This is a genomic window from Stenotrophomonas sp. NPDC077420 (assembly GCF_044543385.1).
Classification (GTDB): Bacteria; Pseudomonadota; Gammaproteobacteria; order Xanthomonadales; family Xanthomonadaceae; genus Stenotrophomonas.
The window spans coordinates 119,028-135,155 of record NZ_JBITVZ010000010.1 but is presented as its reverse complement, the minus strand read 5'-3'; the positions used below and the strand labels follow the sequence as shown (position 1 = coordinate 135,155).

At 69.7% G+C, this 16,128-nt stretch carries 12 protein-coding genes; 5 read left to right on the top strand and 7 right to left on the bottom strand.

Annotation, left to right across the window (positions count from 1 at the left end; all coding sequences use genetic code 11):
* Positions 1 to 121: 121 nt before the first annotated feature.
* Positions 122 to 1,453, bottom strand: coding sequence for a dicarboxylate/amino acid:cation symporter (locus tag ACIGII_RS11835; RefSeq protein ID WP_399638325.1), 1,332 nt, complete (start codon positions 1,451 to 1,453; stop codon positions 122 to 124).
* 151 nt (positions 1,454 to 1,604) lie between these two features.
* On the opposite strand from ACIGII_RS11835, the gene ACIGII_RS11830 reads away from it, so the two are divergent.
* The 4 genes from ACIGII_RS11830 to ACIGII_RS11815 are packed head-to-tail and all read left to right on the top strand — an operon-like array spanning position 1,605 to position 5,859.
* Positions 1,605 to 3,311 (top strand): alkaline phosphatase, encoded by a 1,707-nt coding sequence (locus tag ACIGII_RS11830; RefSeq protein WP_399638361.1) that lies wholly within the window; start codon positions 1,605 to 1,607, stop codon positions 3,309 to 3,311.
* A gap of 48 nt (positions 3,312 to 3,359) precedes the next feature.
* Positions 3,360 to 4,694, top strand: coding sequence for a tRNA lysidine(34) synthetase TilS (gene tilS, locus ACIGII_RS11825; protein WP_399638359.1), 1,335 nt, complete (start codon positions 3,360 to 3,362; stop codon positions 4,692 to 4,694).
* 36 nt (positions 4,695 to 4,730) lie between these two features.
* Positions 4,731 to 4,991 (top strand): exodeoxyribonuclease VII small subunit, encoded by a 261-nt coding sequence (locus ACIGII_RS11820; RefSeq protein WP_399638323.1) that lies wholly within the window; start codon positions 4,731 to 4,733, stop codon positions 4,989 to 4,991.
* The gene (locus tag ACIGII_RS11815; RefSeq protein WP_399638321.1) at positions 4,981 to 5,859 is read left to right on the top strand and encodes a polyprenyl synthetase family protein; all 879 of its coding nucleotides are present in this window, start codon (positions 4,981 to 4,983) and stop codon (positions 5,857 to 5,859) included. The genes ACIGII_RS11820 and ACIGII_RS11815 overlap by 11 nt, the downstream gene beginning before the upstream one ends.
* A gap of 170 nt (positions 5,860 to 6,029) precedes the next feature.
* Here the strand turns inward: ACIGII_RS11815 and ACIGII_RS11810 are convergent, their stop codons facing one another.
* A complete protein-coding gene (locus ACIGII_RS11810) occupies positions 6,030 to 6,416 on the bottom strand; it encodes a DUF4870 domain-containing protein (protein WP_399638320.1) in 387 nt (128 codons plus the stop codon).
* 88 nt (positions 6,417 to 6,504) lie between these two features.
* The gene (gene pmbA, locus ACIGII_RS11805) at positions 6,505 to 7,872 is read right to left on the bottom strand and encodes a metalloprotease PmbA (protein ID WP_399638319.1); all 1,368 of its coding nucleotides are present in this window, start codon (positions 7,870 to 7,872) and stop codon (positions 6,505 to 6,507) included.
* Between the two features lie 68 nt (positions 7,873 to 7,940).
* Between pmbA and yjgA the strand changes: the two genes are divergently transcribed.
* The gene (gene yjgA / locus ACIGII_RS11800; RefSeq protein ID WP_399638317.1) at positions 7,941 to 8,534 is read left to right on the top strand and encodes a ribosome biogenesis factor YjgA; all 594 of its coding nucleotides are present in this window, start codon (positions 7,941 to 7,943) and stop codon (positions 8,532 to 8,534) included.
* 31 nt (positions 8,535 to 8,565) lie between these two features.
* On the opposite strand, the gene tldD is transcribed toward yjgA, so the two are convergent.
* The 4 genes from tldD to ACIGII_RS11780 are packed head-to-tail and all read right to left on the bottom strand — an operon-like array spanning position 8,566 to position 16,013.
* Positions 8,566 to 10,011 (bottom strand): metalloprotease TldD, encoded by a 1,446-nt coding sequence (gene tldD, locus ACIGII_RS11795; protein WP_399638316.1) that lies wholly within the window; start codon positions 10,009 to 10,011, stop codon positions 8,566 to 8,568.
* Positions 10,012 to 10,066: 55 nt separating this feature from the next.
* A complete protein-coding gene (locus ACIGII_RS11790; protein ID WP_399638315.1) occupies positions 10,067 to 13,906 on the bottom strand; it encodes a YhdP family protein in 3,840 nt (1,279 codons plus the stop codon).
* A gap of 45 nt (positions 13,907 to 13,951) precedes the next feature.
* Entirely contained in the window at positions 13,952 to 15,439 is a 1,488-nt protein-coding gene (gene rng / locus ACIGII_RS11785; RefSeq protein ID WP_399638313.1) for a ribonuclease G, read from the bottom strand.
* Positions 15,432 to 16,013, bottom strand: a complete 582-nt coding sequence (locus ACIGII_RS11780) for a Maf family nucleotide pyrophosphatase (protein WP_399638311.1) — start codon at positions 16,011 to 16,013, stop codon at positions 15,432 to 15,434. The genes rng and ACIGII_RS11780 overlap by 8 nt, the downstream gene beginning before the upstream one ends.
* Positions 16,014 to 16,128 lie beyond the last annotated feature (115 nt).

Sequence of the window (16,128 nt, the reverse complement as noted above, 5' to 3'; positions counted from 1 at the left end):
CTTCACACTTGGGTGTATCAACGATGTAACAGCGCGCGATACAGGTGGCACAGCACGCAGTCAGCAAACGAAAACGGGTCGGCACTGCCGACCCGTTTCGATCCAGACCGTGTCGCTGCGCTCAGCGCGCGGCCGGCTCGTCGCCCTCGTCCACGCCCAGGTTGGTGGACGGGTTGTCGTACACCCCGCGGTCGAGCAGACCGGTTTCTTTGGCGACCAGCACCGGCACCAGCATCTGGCCGGTCACGTTGGTCATGGTGCGCATCATGTCCAGGATCCGATCGATGGCATACAGGTAGCCGATCGTCTCCAGCGGCAGGTTGGCCGCACTCAGCACCACCGTGGCCATCACCACCGCCGTGCCCGGCACGCCGGCAGTACCGAAACTGCCCAGCACGGAGGCGATCAGCACCACCACATACTGTTCCGGGGTCAGCGGCACGCCGGTGTACTGGGCAATGAACACCGCACACAGCGCCGGGTAGATCGCCCCGCAGCCATCCATCTTGATACTGGCGCCCAACGGCACCGCGAATGACGCGTAGTCCTTGTTCACGCCCAGGTTGTGGGTGATCGAGCGCATCGCCGCCGGCATCGCCGCGAAGCTGGACGAACTGACGAACGCCACCTGCATGCCCGGTGCCGCGCCACGGAAGAACTTCAGCGGGTTCAACCCGTGCACCAGCAGCAGGCTGCCGTACACCAGCACGATATGCAGCGCGCAGGCCACGTACAGGGCCAGCACGAAGTTGCCCAGGGGCAGCAGCTTCTCGAAGCCATAGCTGCCGACCAGTCCGGCGATCAACCCGAACGTCCCCAGCGGGGTCATCTCCAGCACGAAGCGGGTGACCTGGATCATGATGTCGCTCATCTGTCCGGTCAGCCTGCGCGCCTCGGCGACCTTGTCGCCCAGCTTGACCATGGCAAAGCCGAGCAGGCCGGCGAAGAAGATCACCGGCAGGATCGAGCCGCGCCCGGCCGCCAGCACCGTTTCGCCGGCGGCGTTGACCCGGGTGCCGATGCCGGTCAGCGCGTAGAACACGTTGGACGGCACCACGTCCATCAGCACCTTGACCACGCTGGGCACCTCGCGCGGGGTGTAGCCATGGGCCATGCTCAGGCTCAGGTTGCCCGTGCCCGGCTGCATGATCGTGCCCACCAGCAGGCCGATGCCCACCGCCAGCGCGGCGGTGATGATGAACCACAGGAAGGTACGTCCGCCCAGCGCGGCGACCGACTTCTGGCCGTGCAGCGAGGAGATCGCGTTGATCACCGCGAAGAACACCAGCGGCACCGCGATCATCTTGATCAGGGTGACATACAGGTCGCCCAACGGGCCGAACCAGACCTCGGCCGCGGGACCCAGCAGCCAACCGGCCAGCGCGCCCAGCACGAAGCCGCCGAGTACACGCTGCCAGAACGGGATCCGCAGCCACGCCGATACCAGCGCCATGAGCCTTCCAGGGGGAGAGTGATACAGCTGGCCACCTTAGCCCAAGCCGCTCGTGCGGACGAGGCGTACAGGGAAAATCAGCGTGTCATCGGCGTGCCTTGCAGCGTTCTGCATAATGAACGCCCGTACCATCCGTGAGATCCGCGCGTCCATGCCCCGTTCCACCCCTCTGCTGGCGGCCCTGGCCACCACCCTGCTGCTTGGCGCCTGCGCCACTCCCGCTTCTTCCTCCCGCATCGGCGGCGGTTCTGTTCAGGTCGATGTACCAGCAGTGGCCCACCCGTCCGGTGAAACCCCGCAGTGGTGGTACCGCAGCGGCGCCGCCCGTGCCGCCGGCAGTGGCGCGATGGACGGCCGCGCGAAGAACGTGATCCTGTTCCTGGGCGATGGCATGAGCCTGACCACCGTGGCCGCCGCGCGCATCTTCGAGGGCCAGCGCAACGGCAACCCCGGCGAGGAGAACCTGCTGTCGTGGGAACGCTTCCCGGCCACGGCGTTCAGCAAGACCTACAACACCGATTCGCAGACCCCCGATTCGGCCGGCACCATGACGGCCATCACCACCGGGGTGAAGACCCACATGGGCGCCATCGGGGTCAGCGCGGGCAGCCGCAGCGACTGCGCCGACAGCCTGGGCAAGGGCCTGCTGACCTGGTTGCAGCTGGCCGACAGCGCCGGCATGGCGACCGGCGTGGTGTCCACCGCGCGCCTGACCCATGCCACGCCGGCGGCGACCTACGCCCATTCGCCGGAGCGCAACTGGGAGAGCGACGCGGACCTGCCGGACGCGGCGAAGGCCGCCGGCTGCCAGGACATCGCCCAGCAGCTGCTGTCCACCTCGCGCTATGGCCGCGGACCGCTGGTCGCGCTGGGTGGCGGCCGCGGCCAGTTCACCACCGTGGAAGAGACCGACCCGGAGTACGACGACAAGGTGGGCCTGCGCCTGGACGGGCGCAGCCTGGTCAGCGAATGGAAGCAGGCGCATCCGCAGGGCGCGTATGTGTGGAATGCACGGCAGCTGCAGGCCGCGGCCACCGCGCCGGCGATCCTGGGCCTGTTCGAGCCGGACCACATGCGTTATGACGCCGAACGTGGCGAAGATCCCTCCGGTGAGCCCAGCCTGGCCGACCTGACCCGGGCCGCCATCGCCAACCTCTCGCGCCACAAGGAGGGCTACGTGCTGATGGTGGAAGGTGCGCGGATCGACCATGCCAACCACAGCGGCAATGCCTACCGCGCCCTGAGCGACACCGTGGCCCTGTCCGACGCGGTCCGCGCGGCGGCCGACGCCACCTCCGACCAGGACACCCTGATCATCGTCACCGCCGACCATTCGCACACGCTGAACTTCGTCGGCTACCCGGCACGTGGCAACCCGATCCTGGGCAAGGTCAAGGACAAGGGCGGCGAAGACGGCGCCGGCGCGCTGGACCTGGCCCGTGACGGCACCGGCCTGCCCTACACGACCCTGAGCTATGCCAACGGCCCGGGCTTCACCGGCGCCAGCAACCAGCAGCCGGCCGGCCCCAAGACCTACCCGCATGCGCCAAGCAGCTTCGACCCGGCCAAGGGCCGGCCGGACCTGACCCACGTCGATACCGAACACCGCGATTACATGCAGGAAGCACTGGTGCCGATGAAGAGCGAAAGCCACGGCGGCGAAGACGTGGGCATCTGGGCCCGCGGCCCCGGCAGCAGGGCGGTGCGCGGCACCATGGAACAGAACACGATCTACCACATGATCGTGCAGGCCACCCCGCGTCTGCGCGAGCGGCTGTGCCGGGCGGGCACCTGCGACGCCCACGGCGTGCCGGTGGAACTGCCGACACCGAAGGCGTTCGAGCGCACGGTCGAGTGACAGCCGGGCAGCGCCCGGCGCGCCACGTCCGCACCCATTCCGATGGCGATGGATCGCGTCAACGCCGATACTCCAACCGTGCCTGACCCAACCGCCCCGATCAGCCCATTGCCCCCCGTGCCCGACCTGCCCGCCCCGGTGCTGGTCGGGTTCAGTGGCGGGCTGGATTCGACCGTGCTGCTGCACTGGCTGTCGCAGTCCGCCGCGCAGCGGGCGGCCGGGCTGCACGCGGTGCACGTCCACCACGGCCTGCAGGCCGACGCCGATCGCTGGGCCGCCCATTGCCAGGCGATCTGCACCGCCTGGTCGATTCCCCTGCAGGTGGTCCATGTAACCGTTCCACGCGACACCGGCGAAGGGCTGGAAGCGGCCGCCCGGCATGTGCGACGTGACGCCTTTGCGCGGGTGCTGCGCGACGGTGAACACCTCGCCCTGGCCCACCATCGCGACGACCAGGCCGAAACCTTCCTGCTGCGTGCGCTGCGCGGCTCCGGCGTGGACGGATTGGCCGCGATCCGCGCGCATGCCCCGTTCGCTGCCGGATCGATCTGGCGCCCGCTGCTGCACCTGCCTCGCAGCGCGCTGCAGGCCCATGCGCAGGCGCATGCGCTGCACTGGATCGACGACCCCAGCAATGCCAGCGACGCAGCCGATCGCAATTTCCTGCGCCTGCACGTGCTGCCGCTGCTGCAGCAGCGCTGGCCGCATGCCGACGCGGCGTTCGCGCGCAGCGCCGAGCTCAGCGCCCAGGCCCAGCGCCTGCTGGATACGTCCGACCAGGACACCCTGCGCCGCTGCACGGTATCGCCGGGGGTGCTGGACTGCGCGCGGCTGCAACGGCAGCCGCGCGAACGCCGCGCGCGCCTGTTGCGGCACTGGGTGCGCAGCGCCGGACAGCCCCCCCTGCCGGCGGCCGGGGTACAGGCGATCGAACGCGACGTGCTGCCGGCGACGCAGGATGCGGATGCGCAGTTCGCCTGGCAGGGCGTACGCATCCGGCGCTGGCGCGGGCACCTGTACCTGCTGCCCATGGCATTGGCGCTGCCCTTGGACTGGCGCGTCAACTGGGACGGGTCCACGCCGCTGGCCCTGCCCGATGGCGGCGAACTTGCGCTGCTGGGCCGGCGACGCCTGCCCGAGCCGGTGCAGGTCAGCGCGCGCCGCGGGGGCGAGCGCATCCAGCTGCCGGGTCGCAGCCATACGCACGCACTCAAAGACCTGCTGCAGCAGCGCGGCCTGCCCCCCTGGCAGCGCCGCCAGCTGCCGTTGCTGTATGCAGGCGATGCCCTGCTGGCCGCGGGCGACCGCGTGATCGGCGCGCCGTTGCAGCACTGGCTGGATGAACACGACGCGCAGTTGCGATGGACGCCGGGCACGGCCTGAATTGACCCCCCGCAGCTGGCGCTTCACACTTGCAGCATGGCCAAGAAATCCCCCACAGACGCCTCCCCGGTCGCCCACTTCGAGCATTCGCTGGAAGAACTGGAGCTGCTGGTGGAGAAGATGGAAACCGGCGAGATGAGCCTGGAACAGTCGCTCAGCGCATACGAACGCGGGGTTGGGCTGTACCGCCAGTGCCAGCAGGCGCTGGAACAGGCCGAGCTGCGCGTGCGCCTGCTCAGCGACCCGGCGCGTCCGGACACCGCCGAGCCGTTCGACCCGCCCCGCCATGACGGTTGAGTCCACGTTCGCGCGTTGGCGCGAACGCATCGAAGCCCAGCTCGACGCCAGCCTGCCCTCGTCGCACCACGCACCGCAGCGCCTGCACCAGGCGATGCGCCATGCGGTACTCGGCGGCGGCAAGCGCATGCGCCCGCTGCTGGTGTACGCCAGCGGGCAGGTGTTCGGCGCGGACGAGGCTGCGCTGGACGCGCCGGCGATGGCCGTGGAGCTGGTCCACGCGTATTCGCTGGTGCATGACGACCTCCCGGCCATGGACGACGACGCATTGCGCCGTGGCCGCCCCACCACGCACATCGCCTTCGACGAAGCGACCGCCATCCTGGCCGGCGATGCGCTGCAGACGCGCGCGTTCGGCCTGCTGGCCGACGCCGCGTTGCCGCCGCTGCTGCGCGTGCACTGCCTGCAGGCACTCACCCACGCCTCGGGCGCGGCCGGCATGTGCGGGGGCCAGGCCCTCGATATCGCTGCCACCGGGCAGGCACAGCCGTTGGCCGACCTGCAGCACATGCACGCGCTGAAGACCGGCGCGCTGATCCGCGCGGCGGTACGCATGGGCGCGCTGTGCGGCGACGCAGCGCAGGCCGACCTCGCCCAGCTGGACGATTTCGCCGACGCGCTGGGCCTGGCCTTCCAGGTGCGCGATGACATCCTGGACGTGGAAGCCAGCTCGGAACAGTTGGGCAAGACGGCCGGCAAGGACCAGGCACAGGCCAAGTCCACATTCCCGGCATTGTTGGGGATGGACGGTGCGAAGGCCGAGTTGGCCGCACTGCGCGAGCGCATGCACGCCAGCCTTGCCGGTTACGACGAGCGCGCCGATGCATTGCGTGCATTGGGCCGTCTGGCGGTCGAGCGCAACCACTGACGGTAGGTACCGACCGCAGGTCGGTACGGCAGCCACGCAGGCCGTGGCGTTACGGATCAGAACGAAAAACGCCCGGCATTGCCGGGCGTTTTTCGTGGGATACCGACCCACGGTCGGTATCTACCGTGACTCTCGGCGGGCACCGGGCGTTGCCCGGTACACGCCAGCGGTCACTTGATCAGGCGCAGCGCGAACGGATAGCGGTACGCCTCGCCGTTGTTGGCCTTCACCGCGGCGATGATGCAGAACACCAGGTTGAGGATCCCGACCAGCGGGGCCAGCAGGCCGCCGATGATCACGATCATCAGGATGAAGCAGATGATCATCGCCAGGGTGACGGTGATCTGGAAGTTCAGCGCTTCCTTGGCCTGGTCGGTGACAAAGCCCTTGCTGCTGTCATCCTTGCTGATCAACCAGATGATGAGCGGGCCGATGAACCAGGTGAAGATGCCCAGCAGGTGCGCGGCCAGGGCCATCGTGCGCTGGTCGCTGGGTACCGGGCCGACGCTGGTCGGCGGCGGCGGCGGCGGGGCGGTGACGTTGTCAAATTCGCTCACGTGAAACTCCTTATCCAGTGTGTGGGTGGTGCGCGGCAGGCTCCCCGCCTGCCCAGGCAGCCGGCACAGGATACGTCAATCGATGCCGTCAATCGTTACCGGCCACCGTCATTCGTCCCACCAGGATCGAGCCGACCTGCACGTGCGAGCGGCGATCGATATCGCTGCCCACCGCCTCGATCGACGCGAACATGTCCTTCAGGTTGCCGGCGATGGTGATGCCGTCGACCGGGTACTGGATCTCGCCGTTCTCCACCCGGAAGCCACCGGCGCCACGCGAGTAGTCGCCGGTGACGCCGTTGACGCCCTGCCCCATCAGTTCGGTGACCAGCAGGCCGTCGCCCATCTGCCGCGCCATCGACGTGAGATCGCCCGCGTTGGCGCGCACCAGCAGGTTGTGCACGCCACCGGCATTGCCGGTGGTGACCAGGCCGAGCTTGCGCGCCGAATAGCTGCCCAGCACGTAGCGCTGCAGCACGCCCGCGTCGATCAACGCCGAATCGCGGGTGGCCACACCGTCCCCGTCGAAGGCGGTCGATCGCAGCCCGCGGCGCAGCAGCGGCCGTTCGTCCACCGCGAACCAGTCCGGGAACAGCTGCGTGCCCACGCTGTCGAGCAGGAAGCTGGCCCGGCGGTACAGCGCCCCGCCGGACACCGCACCCAGCAGGTGGCCGATCAGGGAACGGGCCACTTCCGGGGAATACAGCACCGGCATCTGCGCGGTGGCCATCGAACGCGGCTGCAGGCGGGCCACGGTGCGCTCGGCGGCGCGCCGGCCGATCGACGCGGCGTCCTCCAGGTCTTCCCGGGCCAGTGCACTGCTGTACCAACCGTCGCGCTGCATGCCGTCGCCCTGCCCGGCGATCAGCGCGCAGCCCACCGAATGGTGGCTGCTGCGGTCGCGGCCGATGAAGCCATGCGAATTGGCATACACCGACAGGCTGGTGGCGGTGGCGGCCGAGGCGCCGTCGGAATTCTGGATGCGGGGGTCGGCGTCGCGCCCGGCCGCTTCGCAGGCCAGCGCCAGGTCCACCGCCTGGTCGGCCTGCAGCGCCCACGGGTGCCAGCTGTCCAGGTCGGGGAGGTCGCGCGCCATCAGCGCCGGGTCGGCCAGCCCGGCGGCGGCATCGTCTTCGGTATGCCGGGCGATCGCGCAGGCTTGGGCCACGGTTGCCTCCAGGCTGGCCGGCTGCAGGTCGGCGGTGCTGGCACTGCCCTTGCGCTGGCCGAAGTACACGGTCACGGCGATGCCGCGGTCGCGGGTGGATTCCACCGTTTCGACCTCGCCCAGGCGCACGTTCACGTCCAGCCCGCGTTCTTCGCTGCAGCTGACCTCGGCCTGGCTGGCGCCCATCGCCCGGGCCCGGGCCAGCAGCTGCTGGGAAATGTCGGCCAGCTGTTCCAGCCGCTGCAGGCTGTCGTCGGCGGCGGGCGCTTCAGGGGAGATCACGTTCAATGCTTTATCCTGTACGGGTGAGTGCCGGGCGCAACGCCGGGCGCAGTTCTGGAAGTGGAAACAAGACGATGCGCGGACGCGACGAAGAAACCGGTGAATTCCTTGACATCAGCCGCAGCCAGAACCGGCGCGACGCGCTGGACGTGCTGGCCCTGGGCGAGAAGCTGGTGTCGCTGACGCCGGCGCAGCTGGCCCGCGTGCCGGTGCCGGAAGACCTGCTGCCGCACATCGCCGAAGCCAAGCGGATCACCGCACACATCGCCCACAAGCGCCAGCTGGCGTTCCTGGCCAAGCACATGCGCCGCGAGGACGAGGCCACGCTGGACGCGATCCGCGACGCGCTGGACGTGAACAGCGAAACCTCGCGCCGCGAAGTGGCGGCCCTGCACCGCGCCGAAGACTGGCGCGAGCGCCTGCTCAAGGACGGCGACAAGGCGCTGTCGACGCTGCTGGAAGAATACCCGCAGGCCGACCGCCAGCAGCTGCGCACGCTGGTGCGCAACGCGCAGGCCGAGCGGGCGAAGAACAAGCCGCCGCGGGCCTTCCGCGAGCTCTACCAGGTGCTGCGCAACCTGTTCGTGCCGGCTGCGCTGGGCCTGGACGGCGTTGCGTCCGAGGCCGCTGCCGCCGACGACGACCTCGACGACGACAGCAACGACTGAAGCGGGCAGGCAGGACGGGCGCATCCGGCGATCAGGCCTGGGTGCCGCCCACGGTGATGCCGTCGATCAGCAGCGACGGCTGGCCCACGCCCACCGGTACGCTCTGACCGTCCTTGCCGCAGACGCCCACACCTTCGTCCAGCGCCAGGTCGTTTCCGATCATGCGTACCTTCTGCATGGTTTCCGGGCCATTGCCGATCAACGTGGCCCCCTTCACCGGCGCGGTCACCCGACCGTCTTCGATCAGGTAGGCCTCGGTGGCCGAGAACACGTACTTGCCGCTGGTGATGTCGACCTGGCCGCCACCGAAGTTGACCGCATACAGGCCACGCTTGACCGAACGGATCATGTCTTCCGGGTCGTGCTGGCCGGCGCGCATGTAGGTATTGGTCATCCGCGGCATGGTCATGTGCGCGAACGACTCGCGCCGCCCGTTGCCGGTGGGCGCCACGCCCATCAGGCGCGCATTGAGCGAATCCTGCATGTAGCCGACCAGGATGCCGTCCTCGATCAGCGTGGTGCACTGGGTCGGGTGGCCTTCGTCGTCGATGTTGAGCGAACCGCGGCGACCGTCGAGGGTGCCGTCGTCGACGATGGTCACGCCGGGCGCGGCCACGCGCTCACCGATGCGGCCGGCATACACGCTGGTGCCCTTGCGGTTGAAGTCGCCTTCCAGGCCATGGCCCACCGCCTCGTGCAGCAGCACGCCCGGCCAGCCCGGACCCAGCACCACGGTCATCACCCCGGCCGGCGCCGGAATCGCCTCCAGGTTCACCAGCGCCTGGCGCAGCGCCTCGCGGGCAAACGCCTCCGGGCGTCCATCGGCGAACAGTTCGGCATAGCTGTAGCGACCGCCACCCCCGGCATACCCGGACTCGCGGCGGCCCTGCTGTTCCACGATCACCTGCACGTTCAAGCGCACCAGCGGGCGGATATCGCCGGCCAGCACGCCATCGCTGCGTGCGATCAGCACCGTATCCACCCCGCCGGACAGGCTGACCATCACCTGCTGCACGCGCGGGTCGGCCGCGCGCAGGTAGCGGTCCAGGCGCTTGAGCACCTCCACCTTGGCTTCATTGCCCATGCCGTCGATCGGGTCCAGGGCCGGGTACAGCGCGCGCGCCGTGCCACGCACCAGCGCACGCGCCGGCTGTGCGCCGCCGTCGCGGGAAATCGCGCGCGCCGACTGCGCCGCGGCCAGCAGCGCATCGCCGTGGATGTCGTCGGAATAGGAGAAGCCGGTCTTCTCGCCGGCGATGGCGCGCACGCCCACGCCCTGCTCGATGGAATGGGCGCCGTCCTTGACGATGCCATCTTCCACGCTCCAGCTTTCGCGGCGCGCGTGCTGGAAATAAAGGTCGCCGAAATCGATGCCCGGTCCGAGCAGGGTGCCGAAGGTGCGTTCCAGGCCGCCCGCGTCGAGTCCGGCGGGCAGCAGCAGGCGGTCTTGGGCAAGGGTAAGTGCGTTGTCGGTCATGGTCTTGATCTATGGGCGCCGGCCGCCTTCGCAAGCCGGGCGCGGGAAAGAGGGGTCAACGCGGGGGCGCCTGGTCACGGTCGATCACGTCAACCTTGGGCTCGGCCCAGGGGCCGGTAACGCGGTAGGTCTTGGCCCCGATCTCCCCGAGGGGCTTGGACAGCACGGCATTGGCCGCGGCACCTACCGCCGCGCCCACCGGTCCGCCGGCGACCGCGCCGACCACGGTGAGCAGGTTGCCCGCGCGCGGATTGACGTCGATGGTCTGGTCGAACTGCTGGCGGCGCAGGTCGGTGCGGCCGCGGATGCTGATGTTGGCCGCCGGGCCTTCGATCAGCACCTTGTCGGTGGTGGCCATGCCATCGGCGAAGTCCAGCGTGCCGGCCACCTGGTTGAAGGCGAAGCCCTTGGAGAAGAAATCGCGGAAGTCGAACATCAGCCGACGCGGCAGCTGGGTCACGCTGAGCAGGCCCAGCACGCGGCCCGCACCGGGTTCCAGCTCCAGCAACTGGCCGTTGCGGGCATGTACCTGCATCCGGCCCTGCAGCGCGCCCAGCTGGAAGTCCGACGGACCGCCCTCCCACCCGGCCTCCAGGCGGATCTGGCCCTGGCCGCCGCGCAGCTGGCCACCGTAATCCAGGTTCTGCATCAACCCGCCCAGGTCGTCGCTGTCCACGTTGACCTCCACGTGGGTACTGGCCGCCGCGCCCATGCCCAGCCAGCGGCCCTGGATGTCGATGGCCTGCTTCGGCGCGCGGAACTGCAGCTTGTCCACGCTCAGCCCGTTGCCGAACGGCCGCGTGCGCAGCACCGCCTGGCCCAGCCGGGCCTTGCCGAACTGCAGGTCGGCCACGTCCAGCGACAACGGTGGGATCTTCGCCGGCTTGGTGTCGTTGGCACTGGCCTGCACCCGCGCCGGGAGCGTGGTCTCGGGCGGAAGCAGGATCGGCGCACCATCCCCAGGCGCCTTGATCGGCGCAGGCGGCGACTGCCAGTGCACGCGTTCGAGCGTGCCGACGATGGGCGCGCCGTCGGCGCTGGGCACGCTCAGGCTGCCGGCCAGCGACGGACCGTCCAGGCGCACGTCCACGCCGTTGCCGGCCGGGCGCAGCCGCAGGCGGGTCTGCGGGAACATGCCGCCGGCCAGCAGCAGCTGGCCGACCTGCACATCGACCTGGCGCAGCGGCATCGGGTCGGCACCGGGGGTGCCGCCCGGCGAGCGCGCCAGCGCGATCCAGTCCAGTGCATCCAGCGAGCCGCTGCGTCCATTCACCACCAGCCCGCTGGCCGGCGGGTCGCGGTCGACCTTGTCGCTGCCCAGCGTGACCTGCACGCCGGTCTGGCCGTCGTGGGTACGCGCGGCCAGGGCCAGGCGCTGGCCGAACGCCACGTCCACGCGGCCGACGCCCATCGGCAGCTGCACCGCGACGGCCGTGTCCAGCGGCGTCCCGGCCGGCTTGTCCAGCGGCGCCGGCAGGTCCAGGCGGGTGCCGACCAGGTCCGAATGCAGCTGCAGCAGCGTGGGCGGCGCGGCCTTGCTGCCCGCGGCCACCTTCGGCAGGGTCACGCCGATGGTCCAGCGCGAGGTGCCCTCGATGTACGGCTTGAGCCAGCCCAGTTCGGGGGCACGGTCCAGCAGCAGCCCGGCGTCCAGCGCCGCGCCAAGTTCCGCTTCAAAGGCCTGCTGCGGGTCGCGCACGTAGCCGCCGGCGCGCAGGCTCAACTGGCCGTCCTGGCCGAGGTGGCGGACCGCCAGCGCTTCGGCGCCGAAGCCGTCCTGGCTGTAACGGGCCTGCCCGCGCATCGCATCGAAGGTCAGGTCGAAGCGCTTGTCCGACAGGGTCGCACCGTCCAGCTCCACCGTTCCCTGCAGGTGGCCCACGCCCTGGTCGCGGTGCAACGGCTGCAGCAGGTCGAAGCTCACGGCGGCCGGGCCCTTGGCGCTCAGGTTGTCCAGCGAATCGGCGTAGGTCCGGTGCAGCGGGCTCTGCTTGAGCATCGCCAGCAGCGCACCGGCATCGCTGCGGCTGTTGGCCTTGACGTACAGCGCGGTGGCACCGAAATCGGGGATGCCCGCATCGAAGTGGTCCACGGCCACGCCGGCCAGGTCGCCGCGCCCGTGCATTTCAAACCCGGGGCCGATGAAGGCGATATCGCCATCGACCTTGTCCATGGTCGGCCAATCGCGCTGGAAGCGGATGCTGCCATTGTCGATACGCCCGGTCGCCTCGAAGCGACCGTTGTGCTGGTCGAACGGCCAGTCTTCCAGGTCACCGGTGACCAGGCCGATGCCGCCGCGGACGTAACCGCCCACCAGCGCTGCATCCAGCCAGTCGGTGGCGCCCTTGCTCATTTTGGAATGGATCCAGAAGCGCTTGGCGGCGGTCATCGGCACGTCGTCCAGGCTGGCGGCCAGCTGCATCCACGGCCGCGTGCCATCGCCCTGGAACCACAGCGTGCCGCGCACGTCGGCGGCGTAGTCGGTGCCCTGCACCCGCAGCGCCGGGGTGCCGATCCGCCAACCGCCGCCTTCGTCGCGCCACCCCACCATGCTGCCGGCAAGGCGGACGTCGTGGCGCACGCCAAACCCGGTAGGCCAGTCGAACTGCATCAGCCGGGTGGGCTGCAGATCGAGCCGGAAGCCGTCGGCGTCGCCGTCGAAATGGCCGCCCACGCCGCTCAGGCCCGGCGCGTGGCCGACCGGGGCGAAGCGAATCTCTTCCAGCTCGCCGTCGATGCTGAGCGGGCCATCGCGCTCGCCCGCCACGCGCACGCGGCTCATCCGCACCTGCGGTGCCGCCGCGTGCAGCCAGCCGCGCAGGCCCGGTTCGATCCGGTCGGTGAGTGCCAGCCCGCGCAACAGCGCGGTGGCGTCGATGTTGTCGCCGGCCAGCGCCATGTGCTGGCCGCCGGCAAGCAACAACCCATCCAGGCGCTCGGTGCGCCCTTCCATGCCGATCCGCAGCGTCGGCGCGTCCGCCCGCCAGCCGCCCTGCACCCAGCGCCAGCGCGCACGCAGCTGCAGCGCGTCCAGTGTCATCACCGGGCGCGTGCCGTCGGCCAGGCGCGCGCCACGCAACTGGACGCCCTGCAGGTTCGCGTCGCTGGTCAGCATCACCACCCGGTGGTCGCGCAGGTCCGCCCAGGCGTCGAGCCTGCCGGTGCCCTGCACCAGCGACACACCGCCCACGGCCAACAGCGCGCCCCAGCTGCGGAAGTCGGCCGGGTCCGCCCCCAGCCAGGCCTGGCCGTCGCCCTTGGCACGATCAAATCCCAGCACGGCGGTCAGGGGTGCGCCCTGCAGGTCGGCCCAGGCGCGCGCCCCGACCGACACCCGCTCACCGTTCACCCGCAGGCGCAGGTCGATCCGCGGCAGTTCGGCCTGCAGCTTCAGCGACGGCGCCTCCACCCGCAGCCGGCCGCCAATCACCTGCAGCTCGCCCAGGCGCCGCAATGTCTCCAACGGGTCGCCGCCGGCCTTCGGCTGCGGCAGTCCCTGCACCGACCAGCGACCGTCCTCGGCCCGCTGCAGCACCAGCGCCAGTCCGCGCAGGCGCAGTTCGGTCAGCGAGTGACCGGGCAGCACGCCGGAATACAGCGACACCAGCACTTCGGCCTCGCCAATGCGCAGGCCGTCGCCGCTGCCGATGCGCAGGCCCTTGAGCGCCAGCAGCGGGCCGCGCCGGGTCCAGCGGGTCTGCAGACTGTCGAACGCCACCGGCTGTCCGGCGCGCGCGCTCAGCCAGCCGGCCACCTTGTCCGGATGACGCTCGGCCAACGGCAGCAGTTGGCTGACGCTGCCCACCAGCACCGCCACGCAGACCAATACGATCGCCATGGCATAGACGGCATGGCGGCGAATCCTTCGCAGTCGCAGGCGCAGCGGCGCGCTCATCGGGCCGCGCGTGCGCCCGCGCGGCAGTGCGCGGGCGGGCTCAGGTCACAGCAGGACGACATCGAACTGCTCCTGCAGGTACTGCTCGTCGGCCTGGAAGCGGATCGACTTGCCCAGGAATTCCTCCAGCTCGGCCACCGCCGCCGATTCCTCATCGGTGATCCGGGCCACCACCTTGGACGAGGCGATCACCAGCAGCCGCGCGGCATCGAACTGGCGCACCGCCCGGGTGATCTCACGGAAAATCTCGTAGGTCACCGTTTCGGCGGTCTTGATCGACCCGCGCCCGCTGCATTCCGGGCACGGTTCGGACAACTGCCGCTCCAGGCTCTCCACGGTGCGCTTGCGGGTCATCTCCACCAGTCCCAACGGCGAGAACTCGTACACCGTGGTCTTGGCATGGTCGCGCGCCAGCGCCTTTTCCAGGGTGCGCAGCACCTGGCGGCGGTGTTCGGCATCGTCCATGTCGATGAAGTCGATGATGATGATCCCGCCCAGGTTGCGCAGCCGCAGCTGGCGCGCCACCGACTGGGCGGCCTCCAGGTTGGTGCGGAACACCGTCTCCTCCAGGTTGCGCTGCCCGAGGAACGAGCCGGTGTTCACGTCGATGGTGGTCATCGCCTCGGTCTGGTCGATCACCAGGTAACCGCCGGATTTGAGCGGGACCTGCTTGTCCAGCGCGCGGCCGATTTCATCTTCCACTCCGAACATGTCGAAGATCGGGCGGTCGCCGCTGTACAGCTCCAGCTTCTCGGCCAGCACCGGCATGTACTTGGCCACGAAGGCCTGCAGCTGGGTAAAGGTTTCCTTGGAATCCACCTTGACCTTGTCCACGTCCTTGCGGATCAGATCGCGCACCGAGCGCAGCGGCAGGCTGAGGTCTTCGTAGATCACGCTGCACGGGGTCGCCTCGCGGCCACGACGCTCGACCACGTTCCAGACCCGCGAGAGATAGGCGATGTCTTCGGCAATGGCCTCGGCCGGTTGGCCTTCGGCATTGGTCCGCACGATGTAGCCGTAGCCGCCATGCTGGGCGGACAGTTCGGTGACCAGCGTCTTCAGGCGCGCGCGCTCGGCTTCGTCTTCGATCCGCGCCGACACGCCGACCACCTTGGACTGCGGCAGCAGCACCATGTAGCGCGACGGAATGCTGATCTGCGTGGTCAGGCGGGCGCCCTTGGTGCCGATCGGGTCCTTGACCACCTGCACCACGATGTCCTGCCCGTCGCGCAGCAGTTCCACGATCGGAACCGACGACGGCGGCGGCAACGTGGTGCCTTCGGTGTCCGGGCTGGCGACCGGGGCCGGGCGGACCACGTCATTGGCGTGCAGGAACGCGGCGCGCTCCAGCCCGACCTCGACGAAGGCCGCCTGCATGCCCGGCATCACCCGCTGCACCTTGCCCTTGTAGATGTTGCCGACCACCCCGCGGCGCCAGCCACGTTCGATGTGCAGCTCCTGCAGCATGCCGTTTTCGATGACCGCCACGCGGGTTTCACGTGGGGTGACGTTGACCAGGATTTCTTCAGACACGGGCGACTCCCTTCGATTCGAACGCCTTCAGCAACTGCTCGGTCTGTTGCAGGGGCAATCCCATCACACCCGAATAGCTTCCCGCCAGATGGCGGATGTAACGCTCGGCCCCGCCCTGGATGGCGTAGGCACCCGCCTTGCCCATCGGCTCGCCGCTGGCCACATAGGCAGCAAGGGTGGCCTCGTCCAGCGCGATGAATTCCACCTCCGACACCACCTGCACTACCTGTTCGTGGCCGCGGGCGACCAGCGCCACCCCGGTCATCACCTGGTGCGTGCGGCCGGACAGCCGGCGCAGCATGGCGGCGGCATCCTCGGCGTCGACCGGCTTGCCGAACACCTCCCCGTCCAGCACCACTTCGGTGTCCGCGCCCAGCACCACCGCCTCCGGGTCGTCGGCCAGCAACGCAAACCCGGCCCGGGCCTTGTCGAGGGCCACGCGCTGCACGTAGGCCTGGGCGGTTTCCGCGGCGGCCCGGACCTCGGGCACGTCCAGGTCGAGCGCGCGGAACGGTCGGTCCAGGCGCGCCAGCAGTTGGGTTCGTCGGGGCGAACGAGAGGCGAGATAAAGCATCGCGGAAGCATAACCTGCGGGCCCTGTCTGAATCGCGAGCAACGCGGCCGAATCGTCATCAACCCCGATAAACCTCACCAGACGTTCATCGCTCCGACACCAACCTCAACGCCTT